This is a genomic window from Pseudomonas sp. SDO55104_S430, assembly GCF_054070595.1.
Genome location: NZ_JBSVXG010000030.1, coordinates 25,015 through 43,368 on the forward strand (window position 1 = coordinate 25,015; position 18,354 = coordinate 43,368).

At 60.4% G+C, this 18,354-nt stretch carries 15 protein-coding genes and 1 riboswitch; of the genes, 9 read left to right on the plus strand and 6 right to left on the minus strand.

Annotation, left to right across the window (positions count from 1 at the left end; genetic code table 11):
- The first annotated feature begins 3 nt into the window (after positions 1-3).
- Genes ACW9JE_RS08375 through ACW9JE_RS08390 form a run of 4 tightly spaced genes read left to right on the plus strand, consistent with a single transcriptional unit; the run spans position 4 to position 4,356 of the window.
- Positions 4-1,434 carry a PIG-L deacetylase family protein gene (locus tag ACW9JE_RS08375; protein WP_457432489.1) on the plus strand — a complete coding sequence of 477 codons (1,431 nt, stop codon included), beginning with the start codon at positions 4-6 and terminating at the stop codon, positions 1,432-1,434.
- Positions 1,431-2,387: a glycosyltransferase family protein gene (locus ACW9JE_RS08380; RefSeq protein WP_457432490.1), complete on the plus strand. Its 957-nt coding sequence runs from the start codon at positions 1,431-1,433 to the stop codon at positions 2,385-2,387. The genes ACW9JE_RS08375 and ACW9JE_RS08380 overlap by 4 nt, the downstream gene beginning before the upstream one ends.
- A gap of 39 nt (positions 2,388-2,426) precedes the next feature.
- The gene (locus ACW9JE_RS08385) at positions 2,427-3,194 is read left to right on the plus strand and encodes a glycosyltransferase family 2 protein (protein ID WP_457432491.1); all 768 of its coding nucleotides are present in this window, start codon (positions 2,427-2,429) and stop codon (positions 3,192-3,194) included.
- A gap of 4 nt (positions 3,195-3,198) precedes the next feature.
- Positions 3,199-4,356 carry an O-antigen ligase family protein gene (locus tag ACW9JE_RS08390; RefSeq protein ID WP_457432492.1) on the plus strand — a complete coding sequence of 386 codons (1,158 nt, stop codon included), beginning with the start codon at positions 3,199-3,201 and terminating at the stop codon, positions 4,354-4,356.
- Between the two features lie 35 nt (positions 4,357-4,391).
- Here the strand turns inward: ACW9JE_RS08390 and ACW9JE_RS08395 are convergent, their stop codons facing one another.
- Positions 4,392-5,033 carry a toluene tolerance protein gene (locus ACW9JE_RS08395; RefSeq protein ID WP_457432493.1) on the minus strand — a complete coding sequence of 214 codons (642 nt, stop codon included), beginning with the start codon at positions 5,031-5,033 and terminating at the stop codon, positions 4,392-4,394.
- Between the two features lie 116 nt (positions 5,034-5,149).
- Here ACW9JE_RS08395 and msbA point away from each other — a divergent pair, with 116 nt between their 5' ends.
- Complete coding sequence (gene msbA, locus ACW9JE_RS08400; RefSeq protein WP_457432494.1) at positions 5,150-6,949, plus strand: lipid A export permease/ATP-binding protein MsbA; 1,800 nt, start codon at positions 5,150-5,152, stop codon at positions 6,947-6,949.
- Positions 6,950-7,123: 174 nt separating this feature from the next.
- Positions 7,124-8,548: a bifunctional D-glycero-beta-D-manno-heptose-7-phosphate kinase/D-glycero-beta-D-manno-heptose 1-phosphate adenylyltransferase HldE gene (gene hldE, locus ACW9JE_RS08405; protein WP_224533859.1), complete on the plus strand. Its 1,425-nt coding sequence runs from the start codon at positions 7,124-7,126 to the stop codon at positions 8,546-8,548.
- A gap of 98 nt (positions 8,549-8,646) precedes the next feature.
- Here hldE and ACW9JE_RS08410 read toward each other — a convergent pair whose 3' ends face one another.
- The 4 genes from ACW9JE_RS08410 to ACW9JE_RS08425 all read right to left on the minus strand — a co-directional run bounded on the left by ACW9JE_RS08410 (position 8,647) and on the right by ACW9JE_RS08425 (position 12,092).
- Entirely contained in the window at positions 8,647-9,615 is a 969-nt protein-coding gene (locus ACW9JE_RS08410) for a metal ABC transporter ATPase (protein WP_224533860.1), read from the minus strand.
- A gap of 33 nt (positions 9,616-9,648) precedes the next feature.
- Entirely contained in the window at positions 9,649-10,461 is an 813-nt protein-coding gene (locus ACW9JE_RS08415; protein WP_224533861.1) for an aldo/keto reductase, read from the minus strand.
- Positions 10,458-11,633: an NAD(P)/FAD-dependent oxidoreductase gene (locus ACW9JE_RS08420; RefSeq protein WP_224533862.1), complete on the minus strand. Its 1,176-nt coding sequence runs from the start codon at positions 11,631-11,633 to the stop codon at positions 10,458-10,460. The genes ACW9JE_RS08415 and ACW9JE_RS08420 overlap by 4 nt, the downstream gene beginning before the upstream one ends.
- A 126-nt stretch (positions 11,634-11,759) precedes the next feature.
- Positions 11,760-12,092 (minus strand): DMT family transporter, encoded by a 333-nt coding sequence (locus ACW9JE_RS08425; RefSeq protein ID WP_224533863.1) that lies wholly within the window; start codon positions 12,090-12,092, stop codon positions 11,760-11,762.
- A gap of 101 nt (positions 12,093-12,193) precedes the next feature.
- Between ACW9JE_RS08425 and ACW9JE_RS08430 the strand changes: the two genes are divergently transcribed.
- The gene (locus ACW9JE_RS08430; RefSeq protein ID WP_224533864.1) at positions 12,194-13,114 is read left to right on the plus strand and encodes a LysR family transcriptional regulator; all 921 of its coding nucleotides are present in this window, start codon (positions 12,194-12,196) and stop codon (positions 13,112-13,114) included.
- Positions 13,107-14,384, plus strand: coding sequence for a lipid IV(A) 3-deoxy-D-manno-octulosonic acid transferase (gene waaA, locus ACW9JE_RS08435; RefSeq protein ID WP_224533865.1), 1,278 nt, complete (start codon positions 13,107-13,109; stop codon positions 14,382-14,384). The genes ACW9JE_RS08430 and waaA overlap by 8 nt, the downstream gene beginning before the upstream one ends.
- Positions 14,385-14,498: 114 nt before the next feature.
- Here the strand turns inward: waaA and ACW9JE_RS08440 are convergent, their stop codons facing one another.
- Positions 14,499-15,932: a TolC family outer membrane protein gene (locus ACW9JE_RS08440; protein WP_457432495.1), complete on the minus strand. Its 1,434-nt coding sequence runs from the start codon at positions 15,930-15,932 to the stop codon at positions 14,499-14,501.
- 193 nt (positions 15,933-16,125) lie between these two features.
- Positions 16,126-16,231, plus strand: a riboswitch (TPP riboswitch).
- A gap of 161 nt (positions 16,232-16,392) precedes the next feature.
- On the opposite strand from ACW9JE_RS08440, the gene thiC reads away from it, so the two are divergent.
- Entirely contained in the window at positions 16,393-18,282 is a 1,890-nt protein-coding gene (gene thiC, locus ACW9JE_RS08445) for a phosphomethylpyrimidine synthase ThiC (RefSeq protein WP_224533867.1), read from the plus strand.
- Positions 18,283-18,354: the final 72 nt, after the last annotated feature.

Below are 18,354 nucleotides of genomic sequence, written 5' to 3' on the forward strand. Positions count from 1 at the left end.
CCCATGAGCCGCAAACAACAATTGCTCAAGCGCCATCGACGCAACAAACGCCTCGCGCTGCTGGTTGCCCTGGCACTGTTGATCGTCTGCGGCATCTGGGTGGCTTGGTGGTTGCCGCTGCTGCTGGCGGTGCTGGGCTGGATCGCCCACGAAGCCTGGTTTGCCGATCATCTGTTCTATTCGCCGAAAGACGATTACCAGTACAACTTTCCTCCCTTCACACCTCAGCCCAAGGTTCATCTGAACGGCGAGCACCTGCGGCTGGACGAAGGCGTGATGCTGGTCGACGACGCGACGCTGGTGCTGGCGCTGCGAATCAAGAGCACCTGGCTGGGGCGCTTCCTCGATCCGGCGGTCGAGCTGCTCGGTGGCGAAAACCCGGACCGTCAGACTTTCGAGCGCGGCGTCAATGGCCTGCGTTTTCTTAACCTCAGCGGTCAGGCGCAGGTGTTGTCAAAGGGTGAACTGCGTTTGCGCGGACGTCACTGCCGGTTGGTCGGCGAGCCGGTGCTCTGGGCGATCGAGCATCCCGATTACCGTCGGCAGCGGGTAATGGTCATCGCTCCCCATGCCGATGATGCCGAGCTGGCAGCCTACGGTTTGTACAGCCAGGCCGATGAAGCCTGGATCGTCACGCTTACCGCGGGTGAAATCGAGGCCGAGCACTATCAGCAGATGGGACTTGAAGGTGTAGAAGCGTCTCGTTTGAAGGGTTCGCTGCGTGCCTGGGACAGTGTCAGCGTTCCATTGTGGGGTGGAGTACCTCAGGAGCGTTGCATTCAACTGGGGTATTTCTGCCTGCAATTGCCTGCCATGCAGAGCGCGCCACGCGAAGCGGTGGCATCCCGCGAGGCGCAGCTTGGCGATACGCGTTATTTCCGCCGTTTCAATCCATTCACTCTGGTCAGTGATGCCGACGGTGTGCCGTCCTGGAACAATTTGCTGGCCGACCTGAGTGAACTGATCGAGCGCATTCAGCCTCAGGTCATTGTTTTGCCACACCCGACGTTTGACCCGCACCCGGACCATCTATGCTCCCAGCAGGCGGTGATGCAGGCATTGGGCGGCACAGTCTGGCAACCAACGACTCTGTTGCATTATGCCAACCATTTGCATGACAACGATCGCTGGCCCATGGGCGATGCGGGTACAGGGGTGGCGCTGCCTCCGCAGATCAATGCAAATGGGCCGCTTCGTCCATGGACACCTTGTCTGTCAACTGAAATACAGTGGCGCAAGGCAATGTCGTTGGGCATGATGCACGACCTTCAGCCTCGGATGCCGTTCAAGCGACTGCTTCGCCGAGGGATTCAACGCTGCCTCGCAGCACGGCATTGGCCGGCTTTCGGGGAGAATGAGTTTTATCGTAAAACAGTGCGTCGCCACGAGTTGTTCTGGGTCCAAGAGCTGGCTGGCAAGAGAGAGACCAATTGAAAGTTCTGTTTCTGGTGCAGAAAGAGCAGCGAGCGATCCTTGATCGCCTGTATGACGGGATCGCCGAGTGCTGCGACTGCGACAAGCGTGAGCTGACCAGCGCGGAGCAGGACGACTTGCGTGGGTACTTCCGCAAGCATGTCGATGTGACTCTCTACGACCGTATCGTGTTTTTTCTGCGATTCAAAAAAGAGATCAGGCAGGTCCGGTTCATACAAACCCTGCCCAATCTGGTTATTCTGGAGCACGATGCGTATCAGAATTACATTCCGTGCAAATACACCGGAAAGTTCAGCGCGCATTACCGCAAGTTGCCATGGGCACGGGTAATCAGCTCGGGGTACATGGTTAGCCAACGTTTGAGTGATGAAGGCTTTGATGCCCATTTCGTGCCCAAGGGATACGACCAGGGGCTGCTGCAGAACTGCCAGCGTGAACGTGATATCGAGTTGGGTTTCGTCGGTAGCCTCAATAGTGTTGCCTACGCCGGGCGCAAAGCCATGCTCGAGTCGGTGGCCGAGGTCGAAAACCTGTTGATCACCCGTACCAAGTCGGGTGAGGAATACAGCGAAACATTAAGCCGGATCCGTTATTTCGTCAGTGCCGACGTTGGCATGGGCGAGTACATGATCAAGAATTTCGAGGCCATGGCCTGCGGTTGTGTGCTCTTTGCCTTCGATCAGGGAGACGAAGAAAATCGCGCTTTGGGCTTTGTCGATATGCAGAACATTGTGCTGTATCGAACACGTGACGAGCTCCAGAGGAAGCTGGCTGTGCTACGTGAGTCCCCACAGCTGACCGAGTCCATTTCCGTGGCAGGTCAGGCTCTTGTCGAAGAACGTTACACCTTCCGTGCCGTGGGGCACGCGATTGTCGATGCGATGCGCGCGCCGCTACGCGAAAGGGCTCCATTGAGCTGGAAAGAAAAATTACGCTTGTCGCTGGGGCTGTAAGGGCCGGTGACTTCACAACCAAGGGTGCGGTGTAGATAGATGCAGTTCAGCGAGACTAGCGACATTTCGGTCGTCATCACCAGTTGCGGTCGCTTCGACCTGTTGAAGCGAACCCTGGAGACATTCGACCGGTTCAACACGGCCCCCATCCGTAAAGTGTTCATTACCGAGGACTCCGGCGACAGCGCCGTAGAGGACTGTATTCCTGAGCACTGGAGGGCGCATACCCAGTTTTTCATCAACAACCCGCGCCTGGGTCAGTTGAAGTCTATTGATGCCGCCTACGCTCAGGTGCAGACATCGTGGATTTTCCACTGCGAAGATGACTGGAGCTTCTACCGTGAAGGATTCATCGAAGAATCCCAGCTCCTGCTGGAGGAAGATCCTCAGGCCCTGCAGGTATGGCTGCGCAGTTTCAATCACGACCTGATGGTTCACAGTCCATATGTGTTCCAGGGCGAGCGCAAGATCAGTCACGGCATACCTTTTTATGTGCTGGGCTCACACAAGGCGGACTGGCAGGGTTTCTCATTCAATCCCGGCTTGCGCCGTCGTGCAGATTATCTGGTTCATGCGCCGTATTCTGCGTTCTCCGGAGAGAAGGACCTGTCGCGTCTGTACGCGGCGAAAAACCGTTACGCACTGATTCTGGAAAACGATGCGGTGCTGCACACAGGCTTTGGTGAGCATGTAATCGTTCCCGAGGAGCGTCTGAGCAAGAATCGACGCAAGCGTCTCGATCGGATCAAGTTGATTGTGGCAGTTGTTCTGGGTCTGGCAGCGGGTTGGGTGCTTCATGGTCTCTAGTGGCATGAAGCCCGGAAAGATCACCGTCACTTCGTATTTCGGGACAGTCCTCTGCCTGTTCCTTTTGAGCTTTGTGGTGGGTTGGTCGTCGAAATGGACCAACAATATCTTCTACGGCCTGATGGTAGTACCCGGTCTTGTATACCTGATCAAGGAGCGAGGAGCAGGCCTATTCAGGCTGCCCTTGGCCCTTGGCTGGCTGGCATTCATCCTGTGGTTCCTCGTGCCGGCGACGATCGCCGCAGAGCCCCAGTTTTTCAAGCATGTCTTTTACGTGCTGATGTTCGTCATGGTGGTTGGCGCTTTCAGCGATCCGCAGTTTTTCCGAAGTCCGCATTTCGTCCGGCTGCAATTCTGGGTTCTGGCGTTGTACATCTTCAGCTGTGCGCTCTATAGCTGGATGACCGGCGAGTATGCCGTCGGCTCTCGGGTGGCGTTGCTGCCGGCGCGCTTGCAGAACGTGATCTATGCCAGTATCTGGCTGCTGTGTTCGCTGGCGCTTGCCCTGCCATTCTGGATCAGGGACCGACGCTGGATTGAAGCCGGGCTGGGCATCGTCCTGTCGATCCTTGCGGTGAGCTTCGTACTCCAGACGCGTACGGCATTGGTCGGGGTCGCATTCCTGTTGGGGATGTGGGTTCTTTACGGCCTTTGCTACAGGCCGCGACTGGTTGGCGGCGTGATGTTGATCTGTCTGGTCGTTCTGGGCGGGCTTTATCTGATCGTCCATAACGAGGCCTGGTATCAGTCGCTTTGGACTCGTGGGGACTCTTATCGCATCGAAATTTTCCACATCATGGTGGGAGAGTGGGGCAACTGTGGCTGGGCACTGGGGTGCGGTATCAAGTTTCACACCGCCCAGTTGCTCGATGGCTGGATGCCAATTCAGCATCCGCACAACATCTATGTGGCACTGGGGCTTTACAGCGGTGCGGTAGGGCTGGTGCTTTTTGTCGGCTTGATGCTGGCCACACTTTGGCAGGCCTGGCGTCTTAAAGACGCGTGGGGCATGTACCTGGCTTGTGCGCTGGTCATGTTGAACTTCGATGGCAGCTTGCTGATCGGCAACCCTGATGAACTGTGGCCTATGGTATTGCTGCCAGCGGCATTGATTCTCGGGCGAGCGCTACAGGCTCAGCGCGCCGAGCTGGCATTACGCTGAACTTCGCCTCCTCCCTGGAGGCGAAGATAGCCGGATCATTTCTGCAGTGCGCTGTTCAGTTCTTCCGGGGAACAGATGCTTTGGGTCCGGCCATAATTCTGCATGAAGAGCTCGCCGTTCCTGTCGAGCAGCCACTGTCGATCCTGCGGATAACGCACCATGTGCTTGAAGTTGCGCAATCGCAAGGACTTGCGCAGCGGGCGCCGATAAACCCGCAGATCGGCAATGTCGATCAGTCCTAACTGATGCTCGGGTGTCAGCACGATGTTGCCCAGATGCGCCGAGCGGAAGTAGATCCCTCTCTCATGCAATGTGGCGATGAACACCCCTAATTGACTGCGCAGCGGATCGGCATCGGTCTGGCTGTCGAGCAATTGGCGCAAGGTTTGCCCTGGCAATGGGTCGTAATGCACCGCGTCGCGTTCGATGCTCGGTATGCGGTAGACGTGACGGATTGTCGGGCAGGGAATCTGCCGCTCACGCAGTGCTGCGCAATTATCGGCAAAGCGTCTGGCGTATGGATACCATGCGGCCGAGGTCAACAAGCGCTTGCGGCGAAACAATTTAAGGATCGACCCATCCGTCAATCGCAAAACCTTGTCCCCCGAACCGTCCGCTTCAAGGACTTGTGCTCCCTCGCGAAGAGCGAGATATCGGGTGTGATCGAGCGCTTGCATCAATACTCCGCAGTTCTACGCCATGAGGCGGGGATAGCCGGCCATATTACCGCAGCTCAGCGACTAAAATAGCCTGTGTTACACTCGCGGGCTCTTTTCTCATACAACGGGTTCTCATGACCAGCCCTGAATCGCCTGCGCCGTCGAGCTTGAAGATTTACCTGCGCCTGCTGTCGTATGTGCGCCCGTACTGGGGCATGTTTGGGATCAGTATTGTCGGTTTTGTAATTTTCGCTTCGACACAGCCGATGCTCGCCGGAATCCTCAAGTATTTTGTGGACGGGTTGAGCAACCCCGAAGCGGTGCTGTTTCCGACTGTTCCTTATTTGCGCGATCTGCAACTGCTGCAGGCTGTTCCGCTGCTGATCGTATTGATCGCCGCGTGGCAGGGGTTGGGTTCTTTTCTGGGTAACTATTACCTGGCCAAGGTGTCCTTGGGGCTGGTCCATGACCTGCGCGTCGAGCTGTTCAACAAGTTGCTGGTGCTGCCGAACCGTTATTTCGATACACATAACTCCGGGCACCTGATTTCGCGCATCACCTTCAACGTGACCATGGTCACCGGTGCTGCAACGGATGCTATCAAAGTGGTCATTCGCGAAGGTCTGACCGTAGTATTCCTGTTCGGTTACTTGTTGTGGATGAACTGGAAGCTGACTCTGGTGATGCTGGCTATCCTGCCGTTGATTGCGCTCATGGTGAGTAGTGCCAGCAAAAAATTCCGCAAACAGAGCAAGAAGATCCAGGTGGCGATGGGCGATGTGACCCATGTCGCTTCCGAGACCATTCAGGGTTATCGCGTGGTGCGCAGCTTCGGTGGCGAGAGCTATGAAGAGCAGCGTTTTGCCGCCGCGAGCCAGGGCAACACCGACAAGCAACTGCGCATGACCAAGACCGGCGCGGTCTACACGCCGATGCTGCAGCTGGTGATCTACACCGCCATGGCCGTGTTGATGTTCCTAGTGCTGTTCCTGCGCGGTGATGCCACCGCCGGTGATCTGGTGGCCTACATCACCGCTGCGGGCCTGCTGCCCAAGCCGATCCGGCAACTGTCGGAAGTCAGTTCGACCATCCAGAAGGGCGTTGCCGGTGCCGAAAGCATTTTCGAGCAGCTGGACGTCGAGCCCGAGGTCGATAACGGCACCGTCGAGCGTGAGCGCATCAGCGGCCATCTGGAAGTGCGCAATCTCAGCTTCTCTTATCCTGGAACCGACCGTGAAGTGCTGAAAAACATCAACTTCACGGCATCGCCTGGACAGATGATTGCCCTGGTCGGCCGTTCCGGCAGCGGCAAGTCGACCTTGGCCAGCCTGATTCCGCGTTTCTATCATCACGATATTGGCGAAATCCTCCTTGATGACGTCGAAATCGAAGATTATCGACTGCGCAATCTGCGCCGGCATGTGGCACAGGTCACCCAGCACGTGACCCTGTTCAACGACACCATTGCCAATAACATCGCCTACGGTGACCTGGCTGGCGCTCCCCGCGCCGACATTGAAAAAGCCGCCACCGATGCCTTCGCGATGGACTTCATCTCGCAAATGCCTGATGGCCTGGACACCCAGGTCGGGGAAAACGGCGTGCTGCTTTCCGGCGGCCAGCGTCAGCGTCTGGCGATTGCCCGGGCTCTCCTGAAAAATGCTCCGCTGCTGATTCTCGATGAAGCGACTTCGGCGCTGGATACCGAGTCCGAGCGTCACATCCAGGCAGCGCTGGATCAGGTCATGAAGGGCCGTACCACGCTGGTCATCGCCCACCGCCTGTCGACGATCGAAAAGGCCGATCTGATTCTGGTGATGGACCAGGGCCAGATCGTCGAGCGCGGCACCCATGCAGAACTGCTCGCGCATAACGGCTACTACTCGCGCCTGCACGCGATGGGCCTTGACGCTCCGGCGGAAGACATCGCCTGATCCGCTGCAACAGGGTGAGCCTGGCTCGCCCTGTTGCAACCGGCTGTAACATTTTCCTGCTCAATAAATGAGCGAAAAATCCCCACCAAACCCTCCCTTTGCAGCCGCCACACAAGCCGACACCTACCCTGTGCTAATATCGCGCCCCTGTTCATTCTGTATGTGGGTTGCTCCATGAAGTTGTCCATGCCGCGATTCGATCAAGCCCCTGTCTTGGTGGTCGGCGATGTCATGCTCGACCGTTACTGGCATGGTGGTACCTCACGGATTTCCCCTGAGGCGCCGGTACCGGTAGTCAAGGTCGAGCACATCGAGGACCGCCCGGGCGGTGCCGCCAACGTTGCGTTGAACATTGCCGCCCTTGGCGCGCCGGCCTCGCTGGTCGGTGTCACCGGCGACGATGAAGCCGCCGACAGCCTGGTCAATAGCCTCAAGGGCGCAGGCGTGCGGGCGTTGTTCCAGCGCATTGCGCACCAGCCGACCATCGTCAAGTTGCGGGTCATGAGTCGTCACCAGCAATTGCTGCGAATCGACTTCGAAGAACCGTTCTCCACCGACGCCCTCGAGCTGGCCAATCAGGTCGACGATCTGCTCGAAGGCATCAAGGTGCTGGTGCTGTCCGACTACGGCAAAGGCGCGCTGAAAAATCACCAGGTGCTGATCCAGGCCGCCCGTGCCCGTGGCATTCCGGTCCTGGCCGACCCCAAGGGCAAGGATTTCTCGATCTATCGCGGTGCGAGCGTGATCACGCCGAACCTCAGCGAGTTCGAAACCATCGTCGGTGGTTGTGCCGACGAGCACGAACTGGTCAGCAAGGGCGCGAAGCTGATGCACGACCTGGAACTCGGCGCCTTGCTGGTGACCCGTGGCGAGCACGGCATGACCCTGCTGCGTCCGGATCACCCGGCACTGCACCTGCCGGCCCGTGCCCGTGAAGTGTTCGACGTCACCGGTGCCGGTGACACGGTGATTTCCACCCTGGCTGCGGCGATTGCCGCAGGCGAGGAACTGCCGCACGCGGTCGGCCTGGCCAACCTGGCTGCCGGCATCGTGGTCGGCAAGCTCGGTACTGCGGCCATCAGTGCGCCGGAATTGCGCCGCGCCATCCAGCGCGAAGAAGGTTCCGAGCGCGGTGTGCTGGGTCTCGAACAACTGCTGCTTGCGGTCGACGATGCTCGTGCGCACAACGAAAAGATCGTCTTCACCAACGGCTGCTTCGACATCCTCCACGCCGGCCACGTGACCTACCTCGAGCAGGCGCGGGCGCAAGGCGATCGTCTGATCGTAGCGATCAACGACGACGCCTCGGTCAGCCGCCTGAAAGGGCCGGGTCGACCGATCAACAGCGTCGACCGTCGCATGGCCGTGCTGGCTGGGCTGGGTGCGGTGGACTGGGTGATCAGCTTCCCTGAAGGCACTCCGGAAAACCTGCTGCGCGAGGTCAAGCCGGATGTGCTGGTCAAAGGCGGGGATTATGGGATCGACCAGGTGGTTGGCGCGGACATCGTGACGGCTTACGGCGGTACGGTGAAAGTGCTGGGGTTGGTGGAGAACAGCTCCACGACTGCGATTGTCGAGAAGATCCGCAAGTCCGAGTGACGTTTAAAAAAGATCGCAGCCAGCAGTTTTGGTTTAAGCCAGCTCCTACAGGGGATCGTGTAGGAGCTGGCTTAAACCACACTGCAGGCTGCGATCTTTCACGAATTCACTTTCTTGCGCGGCACCATCTTCTTCAACAACTGCTTCGCCTTCCCACCCAACACCGCCAGCCCCGAATTCTTCCCGGGCTCCGTCAAGCCCTGCTGCCGCACCCAATCCTTCCAGCGAATCCGCTCCTCCTTCACCAGCCAGCCTTCCTGTCGGGCAAAGCTTTCGGCCAGGTACAGCCCGCGGGTGCTCGCCGGGGATAGCTGGTCCTTCTTCAAGGTGTAGAGCTCGGCCAGCGGGTGGCCGTCCTTCAAGGGCATCAGGTACAGGTCGGGGCGCTTGCGGTCCAGTCGAGCCACCAGTTGATCGCCCTCAAGGCGTTCGTCGACGTGGAACAGGCTCAGGGACTTGGCTTCCTTGGGCACGTCCAGGCGCAAATCGTAGATCAGCTGCAGCGAAGCCGTGGGCAAATGCACGTAGGCCCGCGGGCGTTCGATCAATTGCAGGTTGGCGCAGCGCACCGGCCGCGCCGATCCCGACAGCGGCGACAGGCGAAAGGGTAGTGCTTCGCGATAGTGCAGCGCCGAGGCGTAGGGCGCCGGCAGCCAGGTATCGTTGAAGCGGCCATTGAGCCAGCCTTCCGGGGTTTCCAGCAGGCATTCCTCGGCGATCTCCTGAATCGCCGTGTGCAGCGGCAGATTCAGTTCGTGAGCCGGCACATAGCCGGAGATCAGCTTGAGCACCACATCGCCACGGTCCTGCCGACGTTGGCGAACCAGCACCCAGTAATCGCGGTTTTGCCAATGCAGGGTCAGTCGCACCGACACCCCGAGGTTGGCCAGTTCAAGGGCGAAACGCTGGCTGTCGGCGACCGTCACCGGGCGGCGGCGCTGCAGGATCTGGGAGAAGTTCAGCGGCCTCCCGACGCTCTGATAAGTCAGACCTTCGGGAGTCGCTTCGACGAATAACGGCAGGGTCTTGAAGTTGCTCGGGTTCTTTCTGATGAGCGTACGCGGCATGTCGGCTCCTGCTTTAGGCCGCGTAGGGCGGCGTCAGTTGCTACGTAGGACCTGGGCAACGGTCGAGACGTTGTGGGCGAGGTGCAGCGGATTGATGGTCCCGACAATAGCACTGGCGACGCCCGGATGTTCGAACAGCAATTGGAAACTCGCGCGCACCGGGTCCACCCCTGGACTGAGGCAGACATGACCGCTGGCCAGTGCTTTTTTCACCAGAATGGCTTTGCCGTGAGCAGCAGCATAGTCAATGACCGGCTTTTCGCTTTGTTCGTTCAGATTGTAGGTGACCATCGCGCAGTCACCTTGCTCCAGCGCCTTCAAGCCACCGTCGACGGTTTTGCCGGAAAAGCCGAAACCGCGAATCTTGCCTTCGACCTTGAGCGCCGCGAGGGTCTGATAAACCTCACAGTCGTTGAGGATCGCCATGTCGTTGCCGTCGGAATGCACCAGCACCAGATCGATGAAGTCCGTCTCCAGGCGTTGCAGGCTGCGCTCCACAGACAGCCGGGTGTGGGCGGCGCTGAAATCGTGGTGCGACACACCGTCGGCAAATTCTTCGCCGACCTTGCTGACGATCACCCAGTCCTTGCGCTGCCCGCGCAGCAGCGGGCCGAGGCGTTCCTCGCTGCGACCATAGGCCGGGGCGGTGTCGATCAGGTTGATGCCCAGGTCACGGGTGAGCTTGAGCAACATGCGTGCTTCGTCGTCATCGGGAATCTGGAAACCGTTGGGGTATTTCACGCCTTGATCGCGGCCGAGCTTCACGGTGCCCAGGCCCAGGGGCGAGACGAGCAGGCCGGTGCTGCCCAAGGGGCGATGCAGGTCGTGCAGGGTCGCTTGGCTCATGGCAGCAATTGCTCCCAGGCAGGGACGCCCATGGGCGGCTTTGGCAGTTCCGGCAGCGGTGCCGCCGCACTTGGCTGGATGCCGTCACGGGCGAGGCTGTCGATGACGCGGTCGGCGAAGTCCGGTGCCAGCGCCAGTTTGGTCGGCCAGCCCACCAGCAGGCGGCCTTCTTCGGCGAGGAAGGCGTTGTCGGGGCGGGTCAGGCCCGTTTGCAGCGGCTCGGCGCGATCCACTCGCAGGGTCGCCCATTGCGCTGAGTTCAGGTCGATCCAGGGCAGCAGTTGGCCGAGTTCTTTCTGCGCTGTGGCGATCTGCTCGGCGGGCTCGCGGGCCACACCGTCGGTTTCGGCGATATCGCCACCCATGTACCAGACCCACTGGCCGTCGGCGGCCGGGTGAGTGGTGATGGTCAGGCGCGGTTTGCTACCGCCACCCAGGCAGTGGGCGTACAGCGGTTTGAGGCCCGGGCCCTTGGCGATGATCATGTGCAGCGGCCGACGTTGCATGGCCGGCTTGCTCAGGCCCAGTGCTTCGAGCAGCGATGCAGTGCCGCCGCCGGCGCTGAGGACGATGCGTTGCGCGCGAATCTCGCGCTCATCCACCTTGAGGCCGACCAGCACGCCGCCTTCCAGCAGAGGCTCGATTTTCTGCCCTGCGAGCAGGCCGTCACCGGCCAGGTCGGCCAGGCGCTGGACCAGGCTTGGCACGTCGATCACCAGTTCGGCCAGGCGATAGACCTTGCCTTTGAAGCGCTTGTCTTGCAGGGCGGGGGGCAGTTGATCGCCCTTGACCTGATCGACGCGTCCGCGCACGGCCTTGCTGGCGAAGAAGCTGGTGAGATTGCCGGCGATCGTGCCCGGGGACCACAGGTAATGGGCTTCGGACAACAGGCGCACGCCGGACAGGTCCAGCTCGCCATTGCCGGCCAGGGCCTCGCGCCAGCGGCGGGGCATGTCGGCGATGGCTTCCGAGGCGCCGGTCAGGGCCCCATGCAACGCGTATTTGGCGCCGCCGTGGATGATGCCCTGGGATTTCACGGTCTGCCCGCCGCCGAGGGTGGCGCTTTCCACCAGCACGGTCGAAAAACCCTGGCGGCGCAGGCGCGCATTCAGCCAGAGGCCGGCGACACCAGCGCCGACAATCAGAACGTCGGTGGAAATAACGGATGGCATGCAGCGACCTCGAGTGTTCAGGACAAGGGCGCAGTATACAGACTCAATGTGCAGAGGACTCTGTGGTGAGGGGGCAAGCCCCCTCGCCACAGGTAATCGGATGTCAGGGAAACGAAGGTGTGGTGGTTAATGCCCGGCCGTTTTCGAGAACAGCTGAATAACCACAACCCCCAACACAATCAACCCCATCCCCAGCATCGCCGGCAGGTCCAGCTTCTGCCCGTACAGAAACAGCGCAGCCACACTGACCATCACGATACCCATGCCGGCCCACACCGCGTAAGCCACGCCCACGGGCACGCTGCGCACCACCAGGGTCAACATCCAGAAGGCGATGCCGTAACCGACGATCACCAGAATCAGCGGCAGCGGGGTGCTGAAGCCTTTGACCGCTTTCATCGAAACAGTGGCAATCACTTCGGCGCAGATGGCTATGGCCAGGTAGTAGTAAGCGGTCATGGTTCAATCCTCGTATGAAGTGTTGCTCTCTGAGGCGACATTCTAGAGATTCGCCAGATGCGGTAAAGTCATTACCTATCTGTTCTGAAGATGGGTTGGTCATGAACATTCAATGGAATCTGGAGCAGCTGCGCCTGTTCGTCAGCGTAGCGGAGCAGCGTTCGTTTTCCGCTGTGGCGCGGGACCAGCGCAAAGCGCAGTCGGCGGTCAGCAGTTCTATTGCGCTGCTCGAAGAAGATCTCGGCGTCAGCCTGTTCGATCGCAGCAGCGGCCGTCAGCCGAAACTCACCGAAGCCGGTACAGCTTTGCTCGAAGAGGCTCGGGAAGTTCTACGCCAATGCGAGCGTCTCAACGGTCGGGCGCTGGCGTTGATGCGCGGGCAGGAGGCTCGCCTGCGGCTGGCTCAGGATGAAGCGATGCCTTATCAACCGGTCATCGAAAGCCTCGAGGCATTGGCCGAGCGCTTTCCCAGTCTTGAGGTGCAATTGACCAGCGCTGCCCAGGGTGAAGTGGCGCGCAAACTGGTGGAGCGCCGAGCCGACCTGGGCTTGCTGTTCTTCCACGACCAGATCCCCGAGGCCCTCGAGCGGCGGGTGCTCGGCAGCGTGGAAATGGTCACCGTCTGTGGCGTCGGTCATCCGCTGGCGAAACAGACGCAGGTCAATTGCCAGCAACTGGCGCAACATCGCCAGTTGTTGATGTCGACCCAGTCGAGCATTTATCCCGGCAGTGAGCCGGCCAGCCCGCAAGTCTGGCGGGCGGACAGTTTCTACGTCATGGCCGAATGGCTGGTGCGCGGACTGGGCTGGGCCTGGCTACCGCGCCATGTGGTGCAGTACCCGACCTATCAGGATCAGATGGTCGAGCTGGACAGCGAATGGACCCCGCCGGCACTGGTGGTGGAACTGGTCTGGCGTCGCGACGAACCCCTGGGCCCGGCGGCGCGCTGGCTGGCCGAACGTTTTGCCGTGCATTTGCAGGCGATCGGCGAAAAAACCGATAAACTCCGCCGCCATGAATAGAACTCTCTACACCGCGTTGTTTTACCTGGGGCTGCCATTGGTGGCGATTCGGTTGTGGCTGCGTTCGCGCAAGGCGCCGGCTTACGCCAAGCGCATCGGCGAGCGCTTCTCCTTTGGCCTGCCGGCGATGAAGCCCGGCGGTATCTGGGTGCACGCGGTGTCGGTGGGCGAGAGCATTGCCGCCGCACCGATGATTCGCGCCTTGCTGCAGCGTTATCCACAGCTGCCGATCACCGTGACCTGTATGACCCCGACTGGTTCGGAGCGCATTCAGGCACTGTTCGCCAATGAACCGCGCATCCAGCACTGCTATCTGCCCTATGACCTGCCGTGCGCCGCCAGGCGTTTCCTCGACCGGGTCCAGCCGAAACTGGCGGTGATCATGGAAACCGAGCTGTGGCCCAACCATATCCACCAATGCGCGAAGCGCGGCATTCCCGTGGCCCTGGCCAACGCACGACTCTCCGAACGCTCGGCCAGAGGCTATGGTCGTTTCGGCAAATTGACCGGGCCGATGCTCGCCGAGATGAGCCTGTTCGCGGTGCAGACCGAAGCCGAGGCGCAGCGCTTCCGTGAGTTGGGTGCGCGCGCGGAAACCGTCGAAGTCACCGGCTCGATCAAATTCGACCTGACCATCGATCCGCAACTGTTGCAGCATGCCGCCGAATTGCGCGGGCAATGGCAGGCGCAGGAGCGCCCTGTGTGGATCGCTGCCAGTACCCACGACGGTGAAGACGAGGTGGTGCTCGCGGCCCATCGCCGGTTGCTGGCGAGCCACCCGGATGCGTTGCTGATTCTGGTGCCGCGTCATCCCGAGCGTTTCAATCCGGTGTTCGAACTGTGCCGTCAGCAGGGGTTCGCCACGGTTCGGCGTTCCAGTGGCGAGGCGGTCACTGCGGCCACGTCGGTGTTGCTCGGCGATACCATGGGCGAGTTGCTGTTCCTCTATGCGCTGGCCGACAGCGCTTTCGTCGGCGGCAGCTTGGTGCCCAATGGCGGGCATAACCTGTTGGAGCCGGCGGCACTGGCCAAGCCGGTACTCAGCGGCCCGCATCTGTTCAACTTCCTCGAAATCGCTGCGCAACTGCGCAGTGCCGGAGCGTTGCAGGAAGTGGAAGATGCCGACGGTTTGGCGTTGGCGGTGCAGCGCCTGTTCGAACTGCCACGGGACGCGCAGCGCATGGCGGAGGCGGGGTTGACCGTGATGCGCCGCAATCAGGGCGCGTTGCAGCGATTGCTGGATGGGTTGGGGCGGTTGATCAAACGCTGATCACCTGTAGGAGCGAGCATGCTCGCGATGGTCGTCAACGGAGACGCGGGCAGTCTGAATGCCCGCGGTGACTGGGCCTCCATCGCGAGCATGCTCGCTCCTACAGGAGGCTTCTCACGGCCGGGCTTTGAGCTGCTCGGCAGCCGCCTTGGCCAGATCCGGCGGCAGGAAATCTTTGTCCGGGTTGTAATCGGGCTTGAGCCAGCGCGCCAGATCCTGCAGATCACCCGGGTTCAACGTACCGGCCTGTTGCTTGAGCTTCAGGTTGTCGAGGATGTAGTCGTAGCGGGTGTTGTTGTAGTCGCGGACCGAGGAGTACAGCGAACGCTGTGCATCCAGTACGTCGACGATATTGCGCGTCCCCACCTGATAGCCGATCTCGGTCGCTTCCACCGCACTCTGGTTGGAAATGATCGACTGCTTGCGCGCCTGGACCTGCTCGACGTCGGTGTTTACCGCACGGTGCAGGTCACGGGTGTTTTCGACGATGGAGCGCAGCAGCGATTCGCGTTGCTGCTCGGTCTGGTCCAGCTGGGCGTAGGACTGACGCACCTGGGAATTGATCAGGCCACCGCTGTAGATCGGGATATTCAGTTGCAGGCCGACCGACGTCTGCTCCACATCACCCTTGTAGGGCTGGCCGAAAGCATTCGGGTTGCTGAAGCCCAACGCATCGTTATCGCCTTTCTCATACTTCGCCACGGCATCGAGGGTCGGCGCATGGCCTGCCTTGCGCTGCTTGAGGGTCTGTTCGGCGGCGCTGACGGCGTAGTTGCTGGCCAGCAGATTGAGGTTCTGCCGGGCCGCGGTTTCGACCCAGGCCTTGGCGTCGTTTGGCGCCGGCGGCAGGATCGGCAGGTTGTGGCTGATGCCCTGGATCGAGTTGTATCGACGGTTGGTCAGGGTCACCAGTGCTTCGAAGGCATCATCCACCTGACGCTGGGCAACGATGCGGTTGGCCCGTGCGGTGTCGTAGCTGGCCTGCGAGTTGAGCACGTCGGTCTTGTCCGACAGGCCGACATCGAAGCGCTCGTTGGACTGGTCGAGCTGACGCTTGAACGCGGCTTCCTCGGCCTTGGTCGAGGCCAGGTTGTCCTGGGTGCGCAGCACGTTGAAATAGCTGTCGGCGGTTTGCAGAATCAGGTTCTGCTGGGTCGCCGAGAGTTGCAGCGCCGCCTGTTCGTTCACGTCCTTGGCCGCCTGGAACTGGAACCAGCGATCGGCGCGGAACAGCGGTTGCGCCAAGGTCGCCTGATACGAGTGGGCGTTGTGGTTGGCGGTGGCCGAAGGCTGGTCGATCGAAGTGCGCACGCTGGTGACATCGGCACCGCCGGAAAGGTTGGGCAGCAACCCGGCGCGGGCTTGGGGCACGACTTCTTTCTGCGCGCCATATTGAGCTACGGCAGCCGCGAGGTCGGCGTTATTGTCCGCCGCTTCCTGATAAACGCTGACCAGGTCGGTTTTGGTAGATAAGGGCGCTTCTGCTGCCCAGGCCATTCCATTGGACGCACAAGACACGGCAACGGCCAGTGAGAGTTTGCGCAGCATTCGGCGATCCCTACAAAAATTACGCTGATAATTTGAGCGCCAAGGCTACGTTTCGACACCTCTAGCGTCAATGCGCAGCTTGGCGTAGCGAGTGTAGTTGCGCGTCGGCCGCGCAACAATCCTGCAATTGCGCCATTCATCACGGTGTTTATCGCGGTGTTGGCGTTCCTGGCCAGTTGTGTCTAGACTGGCCACGTTCTTGTCGGGGTGCCTTGCTATGAGGCTGAGATCGAATAATTTCGGATCCCGTTGAACCTGATCAGGTTAGCGCCTGCGTAGGGAACAAGATTTCTCGTCACCCGGCGAGTCCTCTTGTGCTTCGTCCGGGATGTGGTTCGACCATCGAACTCCCCTCGAGCACTGAGCACAGCACAGCTGGTTTTCCCAGCGCACGTGCGTCCATTCGTTACAGGTTCGCTCCGACAAAATTCCATTGCCTGGATTGTCTTGAGAGCCCGTGATGACCATAAAAGAAAAAATCGCCACCAACCTGAGTGACTCGGCCAAGGTCGATCAACAATCGGTTCAGCCGTTTACCCGGTCGAAGAAAATCTACGTTCAGGGCACTCGTCCCGACATCCTAGTGCCGATGCGTGAAATCAGCCTCGATGTGACGCCGACCGACTTCGGCGGCGAGGTCAACGCACCGGTCACGGTCTATGACACCTCCGGCCCATACACCGACCCCAACGTCATCATCGACGTGCGCAAAGGCCTGGCCGACGTGCGCTCGCCGTGGATCGAAGCCCGTGGCGACACCGAGCGCCTGAGCGGCCTGAGCTCGAACTTCGGCCAGGAACGCCTCGCCGATCCGGAGCTGACCAAGCTGCGTTTCGCCCACGTCAACAACCCGCGCCGCGCCAAGGCCGGGGCCAACGTCACCCAGATGCACTACGCCCGCCAGGGCATCATCACCGCCGAGATGGAATACGTCGCCATCCGCGAAAACATGAAGCTGGAAGTGGCCCGCGCCGCCGGCCTGCTGGACCAGCAGCACGCCGGTCACAGTTTTGGCGCCAGCGTGCCGAAAATCATCACCCCCGAATTCGTCCGTGACGAGATCGCCCGCGGTCGCGCAATCATTCCGGCCAACATCAACCACACCGAACTGGAACCGATGATCATCGGCCGTAACTTCCTGGTGAAGATCAACGGCAACATCGGCAACAGCGCCCTGGGTTCGTCCATCGAAGAAGAAGTGGCGAAACTGACCTGGGGCATTCGCTGGGGTTCGGACACGGTCATGGACCTGTCCACCGGCAAGCACATTCACGAAACCCGCGAGTGGATCATCCGCAACTCGCCGGTGCCGATCGGTACCGTGCCGATCTACCAGGCCCTGGAAAAAGTCGGCGGCGTGGCCGAGGACCTGACCTGGGAGCTGTTCCGCGACACGCTGATCGAACAGGCCGAGCAGGGCGTCGACTACTTCACCATTCACGCCGGCGTGCTGCTGCGCTACGTGCCGATGACCGCCAAGCGCGTGACCGGCATCGTGTCCCGAGGCGGTTCGATCATGGCCAAGTGGTGCCTGGCGCATCACAAGGAAAACTTCCTCTACACCCATTTCGAAGACATCTGCGAAATCATGAAGGCCTACGACGTCAGCTTCTCGCTGGGCGATGGCCTGCGTCCGGGCTCGATCGCCGACGCTAACGACGAAGCGCAGTTCGGCGAACTGGAAACCCTCGGCGAGCTGACCAAGATCGCGTGGAAGCATGACGTGCAGTGCATGATCGAAGGCCCGGGCCACGTGCCGATGCAGTTGATCAAGGAGAACATGGACAAGCAACTCGAGTGCTGCGACGAGGCGCCCTTCTACACCCTCGGCCCGCTGACCACCGACATTGCGCCGGGCTACGACCACATCACCTCCGGCATCGGTGCGGCGATGATCGGCTGGTTCGGTTGCGCGATGCTCTGCTACGTGACGCCGAAGGAGCACCTGGGCCTGCCGAACAAGGATGATGTGAAGACCGGGATCATCACCTACAAGATTGCGGCCCATGCCGCCGATCTGGCCAAGGGACATCCGGGCGCACAGATCCGCGACAATGCCCTGAGCAAGGCGCGTTTCGAATTCCGTTGGGAAGACCAGTTCAACCTGGGCCTGGATCCGGACACCGCTCGTTCGTATCACGACGAGACCCTGCCGAAGGATTCGGCCAAGGTCGCGCACTTCTGCTCCATGTGCGGGCCGAAATTCTGCTCGATGAAAATCACCCAGGAAGTGCGCGAGTACGCGGCCAACCAGCGGATCGAAGCGGTCGACGTGGACGTCGCCCAAGGCATGGCCGAACAGGCCGAGCGCTTCAAGCAGGAAGGCAGTCAGCTTTACCAGAAAGTTTGATCCAGCACTGAACCCTGTGGCGAGGGGGCTTGCCCCCGTTGGACTGCGTAGCAGTCCCATTTTTGGGGCCGC